Source organism: Streptomyces sp. NPDC050439 (genome assembly GCF_040655335.1).
Classification (GTDB): domain Bacteria; phylum Actinomycetota; class Actinomycetes; order Streptomycetales; family Streptomycetaceae; genus Streptomyces.
The window spans coordinates 762397-780314 of the sequence record NZ_JBFAJT010000001.1; the positions used below are offsets into that span (position 1 = coordinate 762397).

The window sequence follows — 17918 nt, forward strand, 5'->3', positions numbered from 1 at the left end:
GTGATCAATCCCAGGCCACGGGCATCTCTTCCAGACCCCCGAGGTGCGCGAAGTCCTTCCAGCGCAACTCCTTGGCCGGCACCGTCAGTCGCATGCGCGGGAACCGCTCGAACAGGGCACGCAGGCCGACCTCCAGTTCGAGGCGGGCGAGACCTGCGCCGATGCAGAAGTGCGGGCCCTGCCCGAAGGCCATCTGGGAGCGCTGCTCGCGCCGGATGACACAGCGGTCGGGGTCGGGGTAGACCTCGGGGTCCCGGCTGGCGGTGCCGACGGAGGCGAGCACCGCCGAGCCCTCGGGGATGACCGTGCCGCCCAGCTTCACGTCGCTCGTCGTGATCCGGATGGCGGTCCCGCCGCCGGGGACGTTGAGCCGCACCAGCTCCTCCACGGCATCGGGGTAGAGCGAGGGATCCGCGCGCAGCAGCGCGAGTTGGTCGGGATTGCCGAGCAGGGTCGCCGTCCCGGCGCAGAGCACGGTCACCGTGGTGTCGTGTCCCGCGAACAGCAACAGAGCGCCCAGGCTGACGATCTCGCTCTCGGAAGGCTCGCCCTCCTCGTCGTGGATCTGTACCAGGGCGCTGATCAGATCGTCGCCGGGCTCCTCGCGCCGGTGTCCGATCAGCCGGGCGAAGTAGGCCCGCATGTCCTCGTTGGCCTGCTGGAGCTCCTCGGGCGGGTACTTGGTGAGCGAGAAGAACCGGTCGCACCAGCCCCCGAACTTGTCGTAGTCCGCGAACGGGACCCCGAGTATGCGGCAGATGACGCGCAGCGCGAGCGGGCGCCCGTATGTCTCGACGAGGTCACCCGCGGGCGGGCCCGCCTCCATGGCGTCGAGCAGCTCCGCGGTGACCTCCTCCACGTACGGCCGCATGCGCCGCACGCGCTGCGGGCTGAACGCCCGGTTGGCGAGTTTGCGGATCCGGGTGTGCCGTGGGGGATCCATGGTGATCATGCTGTGCGGGTCGGGCTCGACCACCTGCGCGCGAGCGGCTCCGGGGCGGAACAGCGCCTCCCTGCTGAACCGGCGGTCCGACAGCGCGGTCCGTACGTCCTCATGGCGGGCCACGAACCAGGCGGGGTCGCCGGTCGCGAGGGTGATCGGGCACACCGGCTCCTCGCGCAGCGCCTGTGCGTATACGTCGGCCGGCACGAGCGGGTCGGTGCGCTTCGTGGGATAGGTGAACCTGGGTGTGTGGCACGAGGGTTCACGGTCGTCGGGTGCGCGGTCAGCAGATTCGCGGTCGTCAGGTTCGCGGTCGTCAGGTTCACGGTGGCCCATCGTGCGTTTCCCCTTCTGGTGTTCAGCGGATCGAAGCCGGATCGGCTTCGGCTGTGAGCAGCGGTTCGGACAGTGCTCTGGTCACGAGCGCGTCGACCTGGCGTGCGGTCAGCGAGGCGAGACGGTCCAGGCCATTGATCACCTCGGTGGAGGTTCCGGTCGACGCGAGCTTGGACCGGACCAGTTCACGGTGGCCGTGCCGCGTCTCGGGGCCGGCCGCCCCCTTGGGGCGCCCGCACGAAGCGGTCAGCACCCGGCCGTCGCGCAGGGTGACCCGCAGCCGGGCACCCACCGCCTTGTCGGCCTTCTGGAAGGTGGTGCTCGGCGGCCCCGCGATGTCGGCGGTCGCCGTGATGCCCTCGCCCATGACCGCCACGAGCCACCGTTTGCCGTTCTCCCCCGCCTGCCGCAGCGCCTCGCCCAACGGGGCGGTCCCGCGGAGCACTTCGCGGCTCAGCCCGAGGTCGTACTCCAGCCGCACCCGGTCCGCGAGGGACCAGCGCAGACGGTCCGCGGTCGCCGGCTGCGCGAGGTCCGCGGGGACGACGGCGCCGGTGGTGAGGGCGGTTGCCACGTTGTAGGCGACGGAGACGTTGAGCGCCATGATCGCCGACCGGTCGCGGTCCACGTACGGCGCACCGTCCTGGTCCATGGCGATGGTCAGCCGGGCCGCCGAGACCACGATCTCCTCGATGTCGTGGAGGTCTTCGCGGGAGAGCCGGGCATGCAGCTGCGATGCGCAGTCGACGGCCGCGTCCACGTACGCGCCCGCCGGATTGAGCTTGAAGGTCAGTGTCTCGGTGTGCCAACGCGTGCCGAGTCCGGCCGTGACCGCCGCCGGCGACGGCACGTCCGAGAACTTGGCGAGCAGGCCGCCGGGGTGCTCCAGGATGTCCTCCGCGCCCCGCAGCCCCGCAGCCGCCGCGTCGCAGGCGTCCAGCGCGGTCCGCACCGGCGTCGCCGCCGAGAGGACCTTCGCCTCACTGCCGAGCAGCGCTCTGCGCAGCGGCCATGGCGGCATCGCGAGGGCCAGGCCCCAGGCGTTGGTCCACAACCCGGCCGGGACCCGGGCACCGTGCAGGCGGCCCGCCACGGCACCCACGAGCTGGGTGTACGAGGTCCCCTGCCCCCGCAGCGGGCCCAGCGCGCAGGCGGCGGTGACCCGGGCGGCGCACTCGTTCGCGGCGACGACCGCTGTGAGCAGGGCCCGACCGTTGAGCCGTTGCACCCGCCGGAAGGCCAGCGGAACGCCGACGGAGGCGTGGGTGACATGACCCGCGTACATGCTGTCCTCGTAGTAGAGGCACGAGGACAGCGCGGCCATGACCTGCGCCGCCTGACAGGGGTCGGTCATGAGCGGGGTGCCGAAGGCCCCCACCAGCTTGCGCCCCAGGGGGTGGGCCAAGCTCGCCCGCAGCACCGCGAGATGCGACATGACCTGGCTGGTGGCGTACTCCTCGATCCGCCCGGGCAGATCCGCGTGGCGCAGACCCGCGGACCACTCGGCGAGCTGCCGGGTCAGGGAGGGTACGCCGGGCGCCCGACCGGGTTTCTGACCGGGGTCGGCCGTGCCGTGCCGGTCCGTCCCGGCTGCTTTGTCCACACCTCGCTCCTTCCGAGAGCTGGGAACGCACCGGCGGTGCGACGGAGTGCTGTTTCATCGTTGGGGCCCAGGGTGGTGGCACCCTGAAATTCCGCTGGCGCAGACGTCTCAGTCCCACTCCTGCCGACGAGACCGACACTGGCCGGGACACGGCACCGCGGTGATGGCGCTTTTCCGCCAGCGGTCACGGACACCGGATGCCACCGTCGATGACGTCGATGAACAGGCACCGGGCTCAGGAGGGGATGGGGACGTGGAAACGATCCGGATGACGGAGAGGAACGACCCGCACGTGGTGTCACCGGCCGAGGGCGCAGCTCTGCTGCGGGGCGCCCCGTGGTCCCGGCTGGTGATCGTCGGGGACAGCGTCGCCCGGGGCGTCAGCGAGCCGTGCCCCGGCTACCGCGCCGGCTCCTGGTCGAGCCTGGTGATCGCCGCTCTCCGCGAAGTGCGGCCGGAACTGGTGCACCTCAACCTGGGGCAGCGTGACCTGGTGACCGCGCAGGTGCGCGAGACGCAGCTGAAGTCCGCGCTGGCTTTCGGACCTGACCTGGTGATCGCGCTGTGCGGGGGCAACGACGGCCTGCGCAAGGCTTTCGACGCGGATGCCGTGGAGGGCGAACTCGAAACCCTCTTCACGCCGCTGCGTACCGCCGGCACTCTGGTGACCGCCGGTTTCTTCGACATCAGCGGCAACCCGTACTTCGACGCGCGGTACCGGGACGTGGCCCGTGAGCGCCTCGCCGTCCTGTCGCGGAGGATCCGATCGGTGTCGGAGCGCCTGGACGCCGTCCACGTCGACCTGCACAGCCACCCGACCGAGCGCGACGAGTCGATCTGGAGCACCGACGGCATCCACCTCAACGCACGAGGCCAGGCCGTCCTCGGCACCGAGATCGTCCGCGCCTTGAGCACCCGACTGGGCAACGTCTGAGCGCTGTTGACGGCGGCAGGATCTGCGGTTGGGGCTTGGCTGGACCGTACCGGTACAGTGCGCGCGACGGCAGCCTGGTTGCTTGAGAAGGGCACGCGTGACCGACACCAGCGAAACCCAACCCGCCGACAGCGCGGCGCAGACGACTCAGCACAGTCCGCTGCGCCGCCTGATGCGCTACCTTCCCTTGATCGCCCCTGTCTTGCTGTGGGCCGTGCCCTGCTGGGTGCTGTTGCACACCGGCCAGCACTGGCCGCTGCCCGTCGCATTGGGCGGCACCGCCCTGTTCGCCCTCGGTCTGGTCGGTATGCCGATCGCGATGATGCGCGGCCACGGCCGGCGTCAGGAGGACCGGGCGGCGATCGTCGGGGACACCCTGCTGGGCGCCGGCTGGGTCCTGTTCACCTGGTCCGTCGTGCTCGGCCTCCTGCTGCGCATCGCCCTGACCGTGGCCGGCGTCGGCGAGGGCCAGGACCGGGCCCGGATCGTCACGTGGGCGGTCCTCGGTGTCACCGCCGTGCTCCTCGCCTGGGGGTACGCCGAGGCGCGCCGGGTGCCTCGGGTGCGGCGTCTGGAGGTGGAACTCCCGCGGCTTGGGGCCGGATTGGACGGCACCCGCGTCGCCCTCATCACCGACACCCACTACGGCCCGCTCGACCGCGCACGCTGGTCGGCGAAGGTCTGCGAGACGGTGAACACCCTGGAGGCCGATCTGGTCTGCCACACCGGCGACATCGCGGACGGCACGGCCGAACGCCGTCGCGCCCAGGCCGCCCCGCTCGCCACCGTGCGGGCCACCCGGGCCAAGGTCTACGTCACCGGCAACCACGAGTACTACAGCGAGGCGCAAGGCTGGGTCGACCTGATGGACGAGCTGGGGTGGGAGCCGCTGCGCAACCGCCATCTGCTGCTGGAACGCGGCGGTGACACGCTCGTGGTCGCCGGCGTCGACGACGTCACCGCCGAGTCCTCCGGCCTGGCCGGCCACCGCGCCCACCTCGCCGGAGCACTGGACGGCGCCGACCCCCAACTGCCCGTCCTGCTCCTGGCCCACCAGCCCAAGTTCATCGACCGGGCGGCAGCCGGCGGCGTCGATCTCCAGCTCTCCGGCCACACCCACGGCGGCCAGATCTGGCCCTTCCACCACCTGGTCCGCCTCGACCAGCCCGCCGTCGCGGGCCTCAGCCGCCACGGCACCCGCACCCTCCTCTACACGAGCCGTGGCACCGGCTTTTGGGGACCGCCCTTCCGCGTCTTCGCCCCCAGCGAGATCACCCTGCTCGTGCTCCGCTCGCCGGGGCGGCCTCCGTCACCGTAGGAGCAGGTCAGAGCCCCTCGGCCTCGAACGTGCGCAGCAGATCCGCGGCGACGCTCACCGCGATGGTCGCGGGTTCCTTTCCGGTGATGTCCGCGAGGCCGATCGGTGTCTTGATCCGGCCGATGGTGGACTCGTCGTGGCCGCCCTCGGTGGTGAGGCGGTGGCGGAATCGCACCCACTTGGCCGCCGAACCGATCAGTCCGATGGAACCGAGATGGGCGGTGCGCAAGGCGGCGTCGCACAGGGCGGCGTCCTCCGCATGATCATGAGTCATGATCAGGACGTGGGTGCCGCGCGGCAACTCCTCCAGAACCTCCTCGGGCAGCAGCGGAGTGTGGTGCACATGCACCTCCCCCACCGCGTCTGCCAGCACACCGAGCCGCTCCTCGGTGAGGATGTCGGAGCGGGTGTCGACCAGATGGAGGTCCAGGTCCTGACGTGCCAGGATGCGCGCCAGTTCCAGGCCGACGTGTCCCACGCCGAAGATCGCCACGGCCCGTACCACCGCCAGCGGTTCGAGCAGCACCGAGACCGTTCCGCCGCAGCACTGCACGCCGTGCTGATTCGTCACCTTGTCGTTCAGGGCGAAATCGATCAGTTCCGGCGTAGAGGTGGACGTGGAGGTGGAGGTGGCGCCGGACATGGACGTGGCGATCATTTCCCGGGCCCGGTCGATCGCGACGGCCTCGACATTGCCGCCACCGATCGAGCCCCATGCCTCGGTCTCCCCCACCACGAGCTTGGCACCGGCATCGCGCGGGGCGTGTCCGCGCACGGACGCGACGGTCACGAGGACGCCGGGCTCCCGGCGTGCCCGCAACCGCGCGACCGCGGCGATCCACGTCATGTCAGGCACCGCTCAACGTTTTTGCGCCGGTTCGGACCTCGGCATCGTCGGCCTCGCGAGACACGCGCGCCTGGCGCGCTCCCTCGATCGCCCAGTACACCGCTTCCGGAGTCGCGGGCGAGGCCAACTCGACACTGATCCCGCTCGGCCCGAACGCGGCGGCGGCCTGCCGCAACGCCTCCCGTACGCAGAAGGCCAGCATCAGCGGGGGCTCGCCCACCGCCTTGGACCCGTACACCGCGCCCTCTTCGGTGGCGTTCTCCAGGAGTGCCACGTTGAACTCCTCGGGCATCTCCGAGAAGCTCGGCAGCTTGTAGGTGCTGGCGGCCTGGGTCAGCAGTCGGCCGCGGCCCGGCCCGTCCCCCGCGTCCCAGCGCAGGTCCTCCAGTGTGAGCCACCCCGCGCCCTGCACGAACCCGCCCTCGACCTGACCGATGTCGATCATCGGGGACAGGCTGTCGCCGACGTCGTGCACGATGTCCACGCGCCGGATGCGGTACGCGCCGGTGAAGCCGTCCACCTCCACCTCGGCCGCCGCGGCGCCGATGGCGAAGTACTTGAACGGCGAGCCGCTGAAGGACTTCGCGTCCCAGTGCAGGCCCTCGGTGCGGTAGAAGCCGGCCGCCGACAGCTGAACCCGCTGGAAGTACGCGGTGCGTACCAGGTCGTCCCAGGCCAGTTCCTTGTCGCTGCCGAGGCTGCGGGCGACGCCGTCGACGATGCGTACGTCCGCGGCACTCGACCCCAACTGCGTGGCGGCCACCTGCAGCAGTCGCTCGCGCAGTTGGTGGCAGGCGTTCTTCACCGCCGCGCCGTTGAGATCCGTACCGGCGCTCGCCGCCGTGGCAGAGGTGTTGGGGACCTTGTCGGTTCGGGTGGGCGCCAGCCGTACCTTGTGCAGCGGGATGCCCAAGGTGGTCGCCGCCACCTGCAGCATCTTGGTGTGCAGGCCCTGGCCCATCTCGGTGCCACCGTGGTTGATCAGGACGGAGCCGTCCTTGTAGATCAGCACCAGTGCGCCGCCCTGGTTGAAGGCGGTGAGGTTGAACGAGATCCCGAACTTCACGCCGGTGATCGCGAGTGCCCGCTTGGTGTGGGGGTGCGCGGCGTTGAAGGCGGCGATCTCGCGCCTGCGATCGGCGAGACCGCCGTTGTGCTTGACCTGCTCCCAGACGGCGGAGATCCGTTCGGGCTGAGCGACGGGCTGTCCATACGGCGTCGACTGGCCCTGCCGGTAGAAGTTGCGCTCGCGCAACTCCGTGGGATCCAGGCCGAGCAGCGGCGCGCACCGGCCCATGATGTCCTCGATCACCAGCATTCCCTGCGGACCGCCGAAGCCCCGGAAGGCGGTGTTGGACGCCTTGTTGGTCTTGGCGATGCGACCGGCGACGCGTGCGTTGGGGATCCAGTAGGTGTTGTCGATGTGGCAGAGCGCGCGAGCCACCACCGGTTCGGACAGGTCCAGGCTCCAGCCGCCGTCGGCGGTCAACTCGGCGTCGAGGGCCTGGATGCGGCCCTCGGTGTCGAAGCCGATCTTCCACCGGGCGTGGAACCCGTGGCGCTTGCCGGACATGGTCAGGTCCTGCGTCCGGTTGAGCCGCAGCCGTACCGGACGGCCGGTGAGTTTGGCGCCGAGTGCGGCGATGGCCGCGAACCCGTGCGGCTGCATCTCCTTGCCGCCGAAGCCGCCGCCCATCCGCAGGCACTGCACGGTCACCTCGTGGCTGTGCAGGCCGAGGACGTGCGCGACGATCTCCTGGGTCTCCGAAGGGTGCTGGGTGCTGCTCTGCACGAAGACCTGCTCGGCCTCGTCGATGTGGGCCAGCGCCGCGTGCGTCTCCAGGTAGAAATGCTCCTGGTCGGAGAACTGGAACTCGCCGGTGAACACGTGCGCGGAGTCGGCGAAGCCGGCCTCGACGTCACCGGCCAGCATCATGGGCCGGGCACCGTGGAAACTGTCGGCCTCGATCGCGTCCCGCAGGGTGATCAGGGAGGGCTGTTCGTCGAGTTCCACCTCGACGGCCGCCGCGCCGAGCCGGGCCGCCTCCAGTGTCTCGGCGAGCACCCAGGCGACGGCGTGCCCATGGAACTGCACCACGTCGGGGAAGAGCGGTTCGTCGTGCTTCATCCCGGCGTCGTTCACGCCGGGGACGTCGGCGCCGGTCAGGACGCGGATCACGCCCGGCACGTCGAGTGCGGGGGCGGTGCGCAGCGCGGTGATCCTGCCGTGGGCCTTCGTGGCCTGGACCGGGTAGGCGTGCAGCACGTCCTTGGTGCGGTGGATCAGGTCGTCGGTGTAGAGCGCGCTGCCGGTGACGTGCTGGACAGCACTCTCGTGCGGCACGGAGACGCCGACGACGGGCTTCTCGGGGCGCTCGGACAGATGGCTCATGACGACACACCCTCGCTGGTTTGTGCGTGCAGCTTCAGCAGACTCTGGCCGAGCATCGCGGAACGGTACAGGGCACTCGCGCGGTGATCGTTCATCGGCGTGCCCTCCGCCCGCAGCACCCGGGCGGCGGCCTCGACGGTCTCCGCGTCCCACGGCTTGCCCTCCAGGGCCGCCTCGGTGGCGAGGGAGCGGATCGGCGTGGCCGCCACGCCGCCCAGGCCGATGCGCGCCTTGCGTACGAGCCCGTCCTCGATGTCGAGCGCGAAAGCGACCGCGACGCTGGAGATGTCGTCGAAACGCCGCTTGGCGATCTTGTGGAAGCCCACGACGGGCGACAGGGGCAAGGGAAAGCGCACCGCGCGGATCAGCTCACCGGGACGGCGCACGCTCTGCCGGTATCCGGTGAAGTAGTCCGCCAGCGGGACCTCGCGCTCGCCGTCGGCGTCGGCGAGGACCACCGAGGCCTCCAGGGCGAGCAGCGCCGGCGGGCTGTCGCCGATGGGAGATCCGGTGCCCAGATTGCCGCCGAGGGTCGCGCTGTTGCGGATGAGCCGGGACGCGAACTGCGGGAACAGCTCTCCCAGCAGCGGCACTTGGCCGTCGAGGCGGCGCTCGATCTCGGTGAGCGTCAGCGCCGCCCCGATCTCGACGTGGTCGGATGCGACGCGCAGCTCCCGCAGTTCGGGCAGCCGGTCGACGGCGATCACACAATCCGCCCTGCGGGAGCGGATGTTGACCTCCACGCCCCAGTCGGTGGACCCGGCGACCACCACCGCGTCGGGCCGCTCACGCAGCAGCCGCAGTACGTCCGTCAGAGTGTCCGGCCGCAGGAACGCCTTGCCCTCACGGGTGTATGCGGTGGCGACCGGCGGGGGCGGGGACTGCTCACGGCGCTGCGCAAGCAGGTCCTCGTCGGTGGGCGTGCCGACGGCGAACGCGGCATCGCGGATCGGGCGATAGCCGGTGCAGCGGCACAGGTTTCCGCTCAGCGCGTGGAGGTCGAACCCGTTCGGACCGTGCTCGGCGTCGATGCCGGTGCCGGTGTCGGTGTCGGTGTCGCCGTTCGTGCCGTCGCTCGTGGCGGAGTCCGTGGAAGCCGTGTGCGCGCACCGGTCGGGGCGGTAGTACTCGGCGGCCATGCTGCAGATGAACCCCGGTGTGCAGTAACCGCATTGGGATCCGCCGCGGACCGCCATCTCCTCCTGCACCGGGTGCAGCGTGCGGGGTGTGCCGGGTCCGCCGTCGGTGGCCAGACCTTCGGAGGTGACGATCTCCTGCCCGTCCAGGGCCGCGGCCGGCACCAGGCAGGCGTTGATCGCCACCCAGTCGGTCGGCTTGTTCACCCCGGGCCGGGCCACCAGGACCGAACAGGCACCGCATTCGCCCTCGGCGCATCCCTCCTTGGCGCCGGTGAGGCCACGGTCGCGCAGGAAGTCCAGCGCCGAGGTGTGGGACGCGGCCGGGGAGATCGGTGTTTCTGTCCCGTTGACGGTGATGCGCGCCTCTGTCATGACAGGCCTTCGCTTCGCTGCGCGATCGGTTGATGCATCTGACTCATCTGATTCTTCATGTTCGCCAATTTCAGGCAGCTTTCTGTGTTCAGACGCGCCACGCGGGAGGGGCGCACGACAGCACGCGGCAGTGACGTGCCGGAAGGCGGTGGTGAGGTGACGAGGTGGAGGTGATGGGTACGCGAACGGCGCCCGAGACAGCCGACGTTGACGCGCCGCGGACAGCAGGCACGCATGTGCCGCGGACGGGCACATCAGAAGGGCTTACTCGGGCGCCGTGAAGGCGTACTCAGGCGCCGTGCGCGATCCGACCCGGAACCCAGACAGTGCGCTGGGCGAGGCGACCGAGATCAGAGCTGGTGTTCATCCGCTGGGTCGCCCCCTTTCGTTCGTGACAGGTCGATGGCCACCGCAAACTAGTTGGCCGGAGCCACCGAGGTCAAGGGGGTACGGTCAGGTGATCCGTGCCCCCGGCGACCGTGGCGCCTACCTCGTGGCCAGAGCCGCGTCCGTCCATGCGGCGCGCAGCGCCTTCTTGTCCACCTTGCCGACCTTGGTCGTCGGCAGCCGGTCAAGGAGGACCGTCTTGCGGGGTGTGTAGAGCTCTCCCAGCTCGGCCGTCACCGCCGCGCCGACGGTGTCAGGGTCGACGTCGGCGCCTTCTGCCGTGGCCAGGAAGATCTGTACGGCCTCCCCGAACTCCTCGTCCGGTACGCCGAGAGCCGCCGCGTTGCGCACGCCGGGCAGCGTGAGCAGGAAGTCCTCGAGGACCCTGGAGTAGACGTTGTCGCTGGTGCTGCCGGTGACGATGATGTCCTTGGCCCGGTCGACGAGAAAGAGATACCCGTCGGCGTCGAGATAGCCCAGGTCCCCCGTCCGCAGCCAGCCTTCGTGCAGCGCCTGCGCGGTGCGCTCCGGGTCCTCGTAGTAGCCGAGCATCACCGTCTCGCCCCGGACACACACCTCGCCGACCTGCCGGGCGGGCAGTGCGTTCGCGCTGTCCTCACCACGGATCTCGATCTCGGTGTCGGAGATCGCGCGACCGCAGCTGCGCCAGAGCTCGGGGCGTCGAGTCCCTTCCGAGGCGAGGTCGTCCGCGCCGAACGCGGCGATGCCGAGCGCCTCCGACTGTCCGTAGCCCTGGCTGAGGACCGGTCCGAAGACCTCGACCGCCTGCTGCAGACGGCTGGGCGAGGAGGCCGCGCCGCCCACGACGATCCGTCGCAGCGCGGGGAGGGCGCCCGGCACGCACTCCGGGTGGTCCAGGAGCGAGTACAGCATCGGCGGCACGAACATGGTGGCGGTGATCCGCTCCTCGCGCAGCACCGTCAGAGCCGCGTTCGCCTCAAACTCGGGCAGGACCACGAGGGCGGCGCCTGTCACGAGGGCCTGTACCGAGGTGAGATGGCCGCTGCCGTGGGTGAGCAGCGTGGAGGCGAGCACCCGGTCCGTGCCCGGGTTCGCGGTCGGGAAGACCGCGGGGCTCGATCCTTGTCGGCCCTCCGCCAGGTCCACCAGTGCGTCGTACAGCCGGTGGCTGTGCGCGGCGAGCTTGGGGCGGCCCAGGGTGCCGCCGGTGTAGAGGACGGTGACGGCTTCGTCGGGGCCCGGGGCGGGCACCCCCTCGGGACGTTCCGCGGGGGATTCGGCCGCCGCGGCCAGCAGGTCCGTGCAGCGCCGTTCGCAGGGCCCGAGGCTGAGCAGCACGGGGGCGTGGACGCTGCGGTTCGCCGCGTCGGCGGCCCGCTCGGCGAAGAGCGGATCGGTGACGACGGCACGTGCCCGGGACTGCTCGACCAGCGCGGCGAGCTCCCCGGGCCCGGGTTCGGGCGGCAGGAACACGACGCGGCAGCCGATCAGATGGACTGCGAGCTGGACCAGGACGGAGTCCACACGGTTGGCCAGGAACAGCCCCACTCCGTCGCCGGGCGCGAGCCCTTGGCGACGCAGTGCGTGCCCCAGGCGGAACAGCCGCTGCCGGGCCTCCGCCCGGGTCAGCCGCTGGGCGCCCTGCACGAGCGCCTCCGCGTTCTCGTCCGTGTGCCACTGCTCCAGGATGCGGTCCACGTACGTCTGCGGCCCAGGTGTTTGCTGTGCATTAATGATCATGGACACATGCAAACATGATACTTAGGTGTAGTACCCATACAGGGGGTCGATCCGGCCATTGGACCGCGGAGTACCATGCCCCGGACCTACGCTCCCCGGCGGCTCTCCCGCACCAGCAGCACCAGCAGATACGCCCCGCCCACGCATACGGTGACCGCGCCGGTCGGCAGCAGCACGCCCGGGATCGCGTGCTGCGCCGCGAGGTCGGCGCCGAGCAGCAGGACCGCGCCGACGAGCGCCGAACCGGCGAGGTCGACGGAGGCGCCGCGGCCGGTGAGGCGACGGGCGATCTGCGGGGCCGCGAGGGCGACGAACGCGATGGGGCCCGCCGCGGCGGTCACCGCGGAGGTCGCGACCACGGCGAGGACGACAAGGAGCACCTTCGTGCGCTCGACGGGTATGCCCAGCATCGACGCGGTGTCGTCGCCCAGTTCGAGCCGCCGCATCCGGCGCTGTGCCACCGGGGCCGCGAGAGCGACGGCCGCGAGCACTACGGCCGCCAGCGTGATGGCAGGCCAACCGACGCCGCTCAGCGAGCCCGCGCCCCACACCGCGGCCCGCAGCGCGGTGTCCACGTCGGCCTTCACCGAGAACCACGAGTTGACCGAGGAGAGCAGCGCGCCGACCGCGATGCCCACGATGATGAGCCGAAAGCCCTGCACCCCCCGCCGGAACGCCAGCAGATACACGGCGAAGGCGGTGACGAGTCCGCCGACGATCGCGCCCGCCGCGAGCACCGAGTAACTGGACGCGCCCGCAAGGAGGGTGAGGACGACACCGGTGTAGGAACCGGTGGTCAACCCGATGACGTCGGGGCTGCCGAGCGGATTGCGGGTCAGCGACTGGAAGACCGCGCCACCCACGGCGAGGGCGGCCCCGAACAGCACGGCGGCGACGATGCGCGGCGCCCGCCACTCCAGGACGACGGTACGGACGCTGTTGCTGGCCGTTCCTGTCATGACGGCGGTCAGGTCGCCGAGGCTCAGCGGATAACTGCCCAGGGTGAAGGCCCACATGGCCAGCGCGATCAGGACGGCCCCCAGCAGTGCGCAGACGACGACCGCCCGGCGCGTCACCCGCAGGCTCAGGGAGCCGGCCCTGAGGACGAAGGCCCCGCTCACAGCGCCCTCGCCCGGCTTCGGCGCACGAGCACGATCAGCACGGGGGCGCCGATGAGCGGCATCATCACGCCGACCTGCAGCTCGGTGGGTATCACGATCAGCCGGCCGAGGACATCGGCGACCAGCACGATCGCCGGGGCCAGGACGGCCGAATAGGCGAGGATCCAGCGCCAGTCGGGCCCGGTCAGCCGGCGCACCGCGTGCGGCACCATGAGGCCGACGAACATCAGCGGGCCCGCCGCGGCGGTCGCGGCCCCGCAGAGCAGCGCCACCGCGATCACCACGCCGGTCCGGGTCGCGCCCACCCGCAGCCCCACGGCCCGCGCGGCATCGTCGCCGAGAGCCATCGCGTTGAGCGGGCGCGCACAGCACAGGGCGATCAGCAGCCCGGCCAGGACGAAGGGCAGGATCGTGGTCGCGATGCCCGACGGGCGGTCGGTGATCGTGCCCGCTCCCCAGAACCGCATGCGGTCGAACGTCTCCGTGTCGATCAGGGCGAGGGTCTGGGAGATGCCGGAGAGCACCGCCGCGAAGGCGACGCCGACAAGGGTGAGCCGCACCGGTGAGGGCCCGCCCCGCCCGCCGCTCGCGGCGAGGTAGACCACCGCGGAACCGGCGATCGCCCCGCCGAAGGCGAACGGCAGATACTGCTCGATGCGTGTGATGCCGAAGACGGCCACGCCCAGGGTGACGGCGAACCCCGCGCCCGCGTTGACGCCGAGAATCCCGGGGTCGGCGAGCGGGTTGCGGGTGAGCGCCTGGATGAGCGCACCCGCCACGCCCAGACAGACGCCGACCAGGATGCCGAGCAGCGTGCGGTCGACGCGGGCGTCACTGACCGTGGCGTGGGACGCGGAGCCGTCGGGAGCGGTCAGCGCCTGCCACACCACGTCCAGGGGGAGCATCGCCGAGCCGATGGCGACGCTGAGCAGCACCGCCACGAACAGCACGCCGAAGGCGACGCCCAGGCCCAGGAGCCTGCGCGTCCCGTGACGCGACGGAGTGGTCGGCGGGGGCGCGGCCGTCGTCGCGAGCGCCTGTGCCATCGGACCTCCTTGAACTGTCCGCCGCCCGGACAGCCCGAAGTGCCGTACCTGCTCGACGTACTTGGTTGACTCTCGACGTGCTTGCTCGACTCGGCTGCGGTTCAGCGGGTGCTGAGCGCCCTCACCGCGTCCTCGGCGAGCACGCTCACCGGCACCCCGGACTCGCGGCTCAGCGCACGCAGCAGACCGACCCGGGTCGCGTAGCCCGCGGCCCTGGCCGCCGCCGTCAGCTCGCCTCCGCCGCGGAGGTGTTCGACGGCGCGTTCATCCTGGCCCGGTTCCGCCACCGCGTGAAGGGCAGTCCGGTCTCGTCGAGGAAGACTCGCTGCACCTGACGGGAGCTCATCCGGTGCTGTGCGGCGAGCTGCTCGAGCGTCGTGGAGGGGGCGCGCAGGGCCTCCCGGGCGAGCGCGCGCACCACGGGATGGGCGGGCAGGACCACCGGGAAGTACTGCCGGGAGATGCCCCGCAGCACGCGCCCCAGTGCCTGGCGGAAGGGCCGGACCTCCTCCGAGGTGGCCGGAGCCGCGCCGAGTGCGGCGGTCATGACCTCGACGACCGCGGGCACCACTCCGAGCGGCTGAACGGGACATCGTGGCAGGTCAGCGGGGTCGAGGAAGGGGCCGAGCACCAGGCCGCCGGGCTCGATCCGCAGTGCGTGCGGCACTTGGGGCGCAAGCCAGACGGCTTCGTGCCGCCCGAGCTGCCGCTCCTCGCCGTCGGCGGTCAGGCGGGCGGTGCCGGTCACCACGTAGACGAGGTGCGGCTCGTCGTGCTGATGCGTGTCGTGTCCGAGAAAGCGGATGGCGTTCACGGCGACCACGGTGCCGAGAGATCTCACCGGCAAGCCTTCCTCCCCCTGCGTACGAAGCGTCGTATCCGTCACCGGTGATGTCGCACTCGGATCAACGACGTGCGGCCAGCGAGGTTAGCCTCACCTTACCAACCGGCTCGAACCGTCGAGCCTGCCCGTTCACATGAGGTCTCATGTCTGCTCCTGCCCGCCTTCTCGCCGTCGCGCTCGTCGCCGTGCTGGCCCTCACCGGCTGCTCGGCCACCGACTCGTCGGACGACGGCGACAAGGTGTCCGCCGCGAAGAGTCGTACCGTCAAGACCGACTACGGCGAGGTCAAGGTGCCGACCGAGCCCAAGCGCGTGGTCGTGCTCAACCACGCGCTCGCCGGGTACCTCTACGACCTCGACGTGCCGGTCCGCGCCACGATCCCCGAAGACGCCGACGGCAAGGGCAAGTTCTCCCCGTACTGGGAGAAGGAGGCGAAGAAGGACGGCACGACGTTCCTGCCGTGGAGCGTCGACGGCTTCGACCTGGAGGCGATCCTCGCCCTGGACCCCGACCTCATCGTCGGCGGCGGCATCGGCTTCCCGCTGTTCCAGGCGGAGAAGGTGTACGACGACCTCTCCGACATCGCCCCCACGGTGCTCGTCGGCAAGAAGCTCGGCGACTGGCGCAGCCAGTTCTCCTTCCTCGCGGACGACGTGTTCGACAAGGGTGACGTCTACGACGAGCGCCTGGCCGCCTACGACAAGCGGGTCGGTGAGGTGAAGAAGGCCATCAACCCGCCGCCGGGACCCGTCTCCTTCCTCGCCCTGACCGGCGACGGCACCGCCTATGGCCTGGTGGAGAGCGTGGGCCTGCCCACCGAGTTCAAGAAGGTCGGCATCGAGCCGGCGCCGGTCTTCGCCGAGGGCGGCTTCAAGGTCTACGGAGGAGGCGGTGACATGTTCGAGCTGTCGACCGAGAAGGTGGGACAGACGATCACCCAGCCCTCCGTGTTCGTGATGGGCTTCAACGCCGACACCACCGACATCGCCACGCTCAAGAAGAACCCCGTCTACGGCGCGCTGCCCGCCTTCAAGAAGAACCACGCCTACGACCTGCCGCACTGGGTGCTCCGCGGTGACTACGACGAGTCGATGGCGCTGCTCGACATCATCGAGAAGCAGTTCTCCTGATGGCCGCCCAGCGTGCGTACACGACGCACCCCCTGGTCCTGCGCCGGGTCACGGTACGCCGCGTGTACGAGGTGACTCCCCGGATGCGGCGGGTCGTCCTCGGCGGCGACCAGCTCGGCCCGTTCACCCGCGACGGAATCCACCACCCGGCCTTCGCGGCGCCAGGGTTCGACGACCACATCAAGCTGATCCTGGCCGCCGACGGGGACATCGCGGCGGCGCTCCCCGCCCAACTGCCGCACGGCATCGAGTGGACCCCGGCCGAGCACCGGCTGACCCGGGACTACACGCCCCGACGGGTGGACGCGGGGGCGGGCGAGCTCGACCTCGACTTCGTGGTGCACGGCGACGGGCCCGCGGAGGCGTGGGCCGCGTCGGCGCGCGAGGGCGACGAACTGTGGTTCGTCGGGCCGAAGTCGTCGCTGCGCCTGCCGGAAGAGCTGGACTGGGTGCACCTCGTCGGGGACGAGACCGCGCTGCCCGCGATCGGCCGTTTCCTCGACGAACGTCCCGTCGACGCACCGGCACATGTCCTGGTGACCGTCTCCGACGACGCGGCACGCCAGGAACTGGCCCTGCGGGACGACGACACCATCACCTGGGTCGTCGCGGAGCCCGGTGACGCGGCGGCCCTGGACACAGCCGTCCGCACGCTCCCGGTGCCCGCGGGCGAGGGATACGCCTGGGCGGCGGCGGAGAGCCGGGCGCTCCTTCCGGTACGCCGGTATCTGCAGCGCGAACGGAAACTCCCCAAGGACCGCCTGAACATCACGGGTTACTGGCATCGCGAGGAGCCCTCGGCAGCGGGAGAATCATCCGCCGCCACCGCCCCCACGGAGAGCGCCGCCGACGGCCGGATTCCGTCGCCGCTGCCCTGGATGGTCGTACGGGCCGCGTTGCGGCTCGGCGTCATCGACGCGGTCGCCGACGCGCCGGGCCTCTCACCCGACGCGCTCGCGACACGCGTCGGGGTGCCCGCCACGGGGATCGGCGTACTGCTCCCCTTGCTCGCCGCGTACGACGTGGTCACCGGCGCCGATGACGAGGCCGGACTGCGCCTGGGCCCTGCGGGCGAGGAACTTCTGGACGACCACGAGCGCGAGGAGTACACCGGTCACGAGGCCGAGCTGCTGCTCGCCCTCACGCACCTGGCACCCGCGCTCCGGGACGGTACGTCCCCCTGGCAGCTCGCCTCCGGCGCTCCCCTGCACGACACGGTGACCCACGACGCGGAGCGCTACGGCGAACTGGTCGAGGAGTGCGAGCAGTTGCTCTTCCTGCTGGACGGTCTGACCGCCGACCCCCTCTGGGAGGACATCGGGACCTGTCTCCTGACCGGGCCGGGCAGCGCCTCGGTCGTCGCCGCTCTCGACGACGCCGGACGGCGGCCGCGGCTGCGGGTCGCCGAGGACGACATACCGGCCACGGTCCTGCGCGGTTCGGTCCCCTCGCCGGAACGGATCGACTGGACGGCCGGTCCCGCCGATGTGGCCGTGGCCGCCAAGGCCCTCGCGCATCGCACCGATCAGGAGGCCGCGTCGCTGCTCACCCGGCTCGCCGAGTGGACCCGGACGGCGGTCCTCGTCGAGGCATCCCGCCCCGACGGCCTGAGCCCGCACGCGACCGAGGCGGCCCTGCGCGCCTACGCCGCCACCGGAAGCCCTCTGCGCGACTCCGCCGCCATCGCCGCCCTGGCGGAGGGATCAGGCTGGCACGTCGACCGGACCATCGCCCTCGGCTGGGGCGCGGAGGCGACGGTGCTGCGCCGGCCCTGACGCCCCGGG

12 protein-coding genes and 1 pseudogene are annotated in these 17918 nt (G+C 71.2%); 4 read left to right on the forward strand and 9 right to left on the reverse strand.

What is annotated here, in order from left to right; translation table 11 throughout:
* Positions 1 to 4: 4 nt before the first annotated feature.
* Entirely contained in the window at positions 5 to 1150 is a 1146-nt protein-coding gene (locus AB0I66_RS03535) for a cytochrome P450 (protein ID WP_363206005.1), read from the reverse strand.
* A gap of 151 nt (positions 1151 to 1301) precedes the next feature.
* Positions 1302 to 2882 (reverse strand): MmgE/PrpD family protein, encoded by a 1581-nt coding sequence (locus AB0I66_RS03540; protein ID WP_363206006.1) that lies wholly within the window; start codon positions 2880 to 2882, stop codon positions 1302 to 1304.
* A 253-nt stretch (positions 2883 to 3135) separates the two neighbouring features.
* Here AB0I66_RS03540 and AB0I66_RS03545 point away from each other — a divergent pair, with 253 nt between their 5' ends.
* Both AB0I66_RS03545 and AB0I66_RS03550 read left to right on the forward strand, forming a co-directional pair.
* Entirely contained in the window at positions 3136 to 3816 is a 681-nt protein-coding gene (locus AB0I66_RS03545) for an SGNH/GDSL hydrolase family protein (RefSeq protein WP_363206007.1), read from the forward strand.
* Positions 3817 to 3913: 97 nt separating this feature from the next.
* Positions 3914 to 5134, forward strand: coding sequence for a metallophosphoesterase (locus tag AB0I66_RS03550; RefSeq protein WP_363206008.1), 1221 nt, complete (start codon positions 3914 to 3916; stop codon positions 5132 to 5134).
* A gap of 7 nt (positions 5135 to 5141) precedes the next feature.
* Here AB0I66_RS03550 and xdhC read toward each other — a convergent pair whose 3' ends face one another.
* The 7 genes and pseudogenes from xdhC to AB0I66_RS03585 all read right to left on the reverse strand — a co-directional run bounded on the left by xdhC (position 5142) and on the right by AB0I66_RS03585 (position 15007).
* Complete coding sequence (gene xdhC / locus AB0I66_RS03555; RefSeq protein WP_363206669.1) at positions 5142 to 5981, reverse strand: xanthine dehydrogenase accessory protein XdhC; 840 nt, start codon at positions 5979 to 5981, stop codon at positions 5142 to 5144.
* Between the two features lies 1 nt (position 5982).
* A complete protein-coding gene (gene xdhB / locus AB0I66_RS03560) occupies positions 5983 to 8373 on the reverse strand; it encodes a xanthine dehydrogenase molybdopterin binding subunit (RefSeq protein ID WP_363206009.1) in 2391 nt (796 codons plus the stop codon).
* A complete protein-coding gene (locus AB0I66_RS03565; protein ID WP_363206010.1) occupies positions 8370 to 9884 on the reverse strand; it encodes an FAD binding domain-containing protein in 1515 nt (504 codons plus the stop codon). The genes xdhB and AB0I66_RS03565 overlap by 4 nt, the downstream gene beginning before the upstream one ends.
* A 486-nt stretch (positions 9885 to 10370) precedes the next feature.
* A complete protein-coding gene (locus tag AB0I66_RS03570; protein ID WP_363206011.1) occupies positions 10371 to 11993 on the reverse strand; it encodes an AMP-binding protein in 1623 nt (540 codons plus the stop codon).
* A gap of 86 nt (positions 11994 to 12079) precedes the next feature.
* On the reverse strand, positions 12080 to 13114 hold the full coding sequence (locus tag AB0I66_RS03575) for an iron chelate uptake ABC transporter family permease subunit (RefSeq protein ID WP_363206012.1): 1035 nt from the start codon (positions 13112 to 13114) through the stop codon (positions 12080 to 12082).
* Entirely contained in the window at positions 13111 to 14160 is a 1050-nt protein-coding gene (locus AB0I66_RS03580; RefSeq protein WP_363206013.1) for an iron chelate uptake ABC transporter family permease subunit, read from the reverse strand. The genes AB0I66_RS03575 and AB0I66_RS03580 overlap by 4 nt, the downstream gene beginning before the upstream one ends.
* 101 nt (positions 14161 to 14261) lie before the next feature.
* Positions 14262 to 15007, reverse strand: a pseudogene (locus AB0I66_RS03585) (helix-turn-helix domain-containing protein).
* Between the two features lie 140 nt (positions 15008 to 15147).
* On the opposite strand from AB0I66_RS03585, the gene AB0I66_RS03590 reads away from it, so the two are divergent.
* Together AB0I66_RS03590 and AB0I66_RS03595 are read left to right on the forward strand one after the other, a co-directional pair.
* Complete coding sequence (locus AB0I66_RS03590) at positions 15148 to 16134, forward strand: ABC transporter substrate-binding protein (protein WP_363206014.1); 987 nt, start codon at positions 15148 to 15150, stop codon at positions 16132 to 16134.
* Positions 16134 to 17909 (forward strand): siderophore-interacting protein, encoded by a 1776-nt coding sequence (locus AB0I66_RS03595; protein ID WP_363206015.1) that lies wholly within the window; start codon positions 16134 to 16136, stop codon positions 17907 to 17909. The genes AB0I66_RS03590 and AB0I66_RS03595 overlap by 1 nt, the downstream gene beginning before the upstream one ends.
* Positions 17910 to 17918: the final 9 nt, after the last annotated feature.

Bases quoted from the DNA above. Each gene is read 5' to 3' on its own strand.
- xdhC (WP_363206669.1), bottom strand. From the start codon at position 5,981: ATGACGTGGATCGCCGCGGTCGCGCGGTTGCGGGCACGCCGGGAGCCC.
- xdhB (WP_363206009.1), bottom strand. From the start codon at position 8,373: ATGAGCCATCTGTCCGAGCGCCCCGAGAAGCCCGTCGTCGGCGTCTCC.
- AB0I66_RS03565 (WP_363206010.1), bottom strand. From the start codon at position 9,884: ATGACAGAGGCGCGCATCACCGTCAACGGGACAGAAACACCGATCTCC.
- AB0I66_RS03570 (WP_363206011.1), bottom strand. From the start codon at position 11,993: ATGATCATTAATGCACAGCAAACACCTGGGCCGCAGACGTACGTGGAC.
- AB0I66_RS03580 (WP_363206013.1), bottom strand. From the start codon at position 14,160: ATGGCACAGGCGCTCGCGACGACGGCCGCGCCCCCGCCGACCACTCCG.
- AB0I66_RS03590 (WP_363206014.1), top strand. From the start codon at position 15,148: ATGTCTGCTCCTGCCCGCCTTCTCGCCGTCGCGCTCGTCGCCGTGCTG.
- AB0I66_RS03595 (WP_363206015.1), top strand. From the start codon at position 16,134: ATGGCCGCCCAGCGTGCGTACACGACGCACCCCCTGGTCCTGCGCCGG.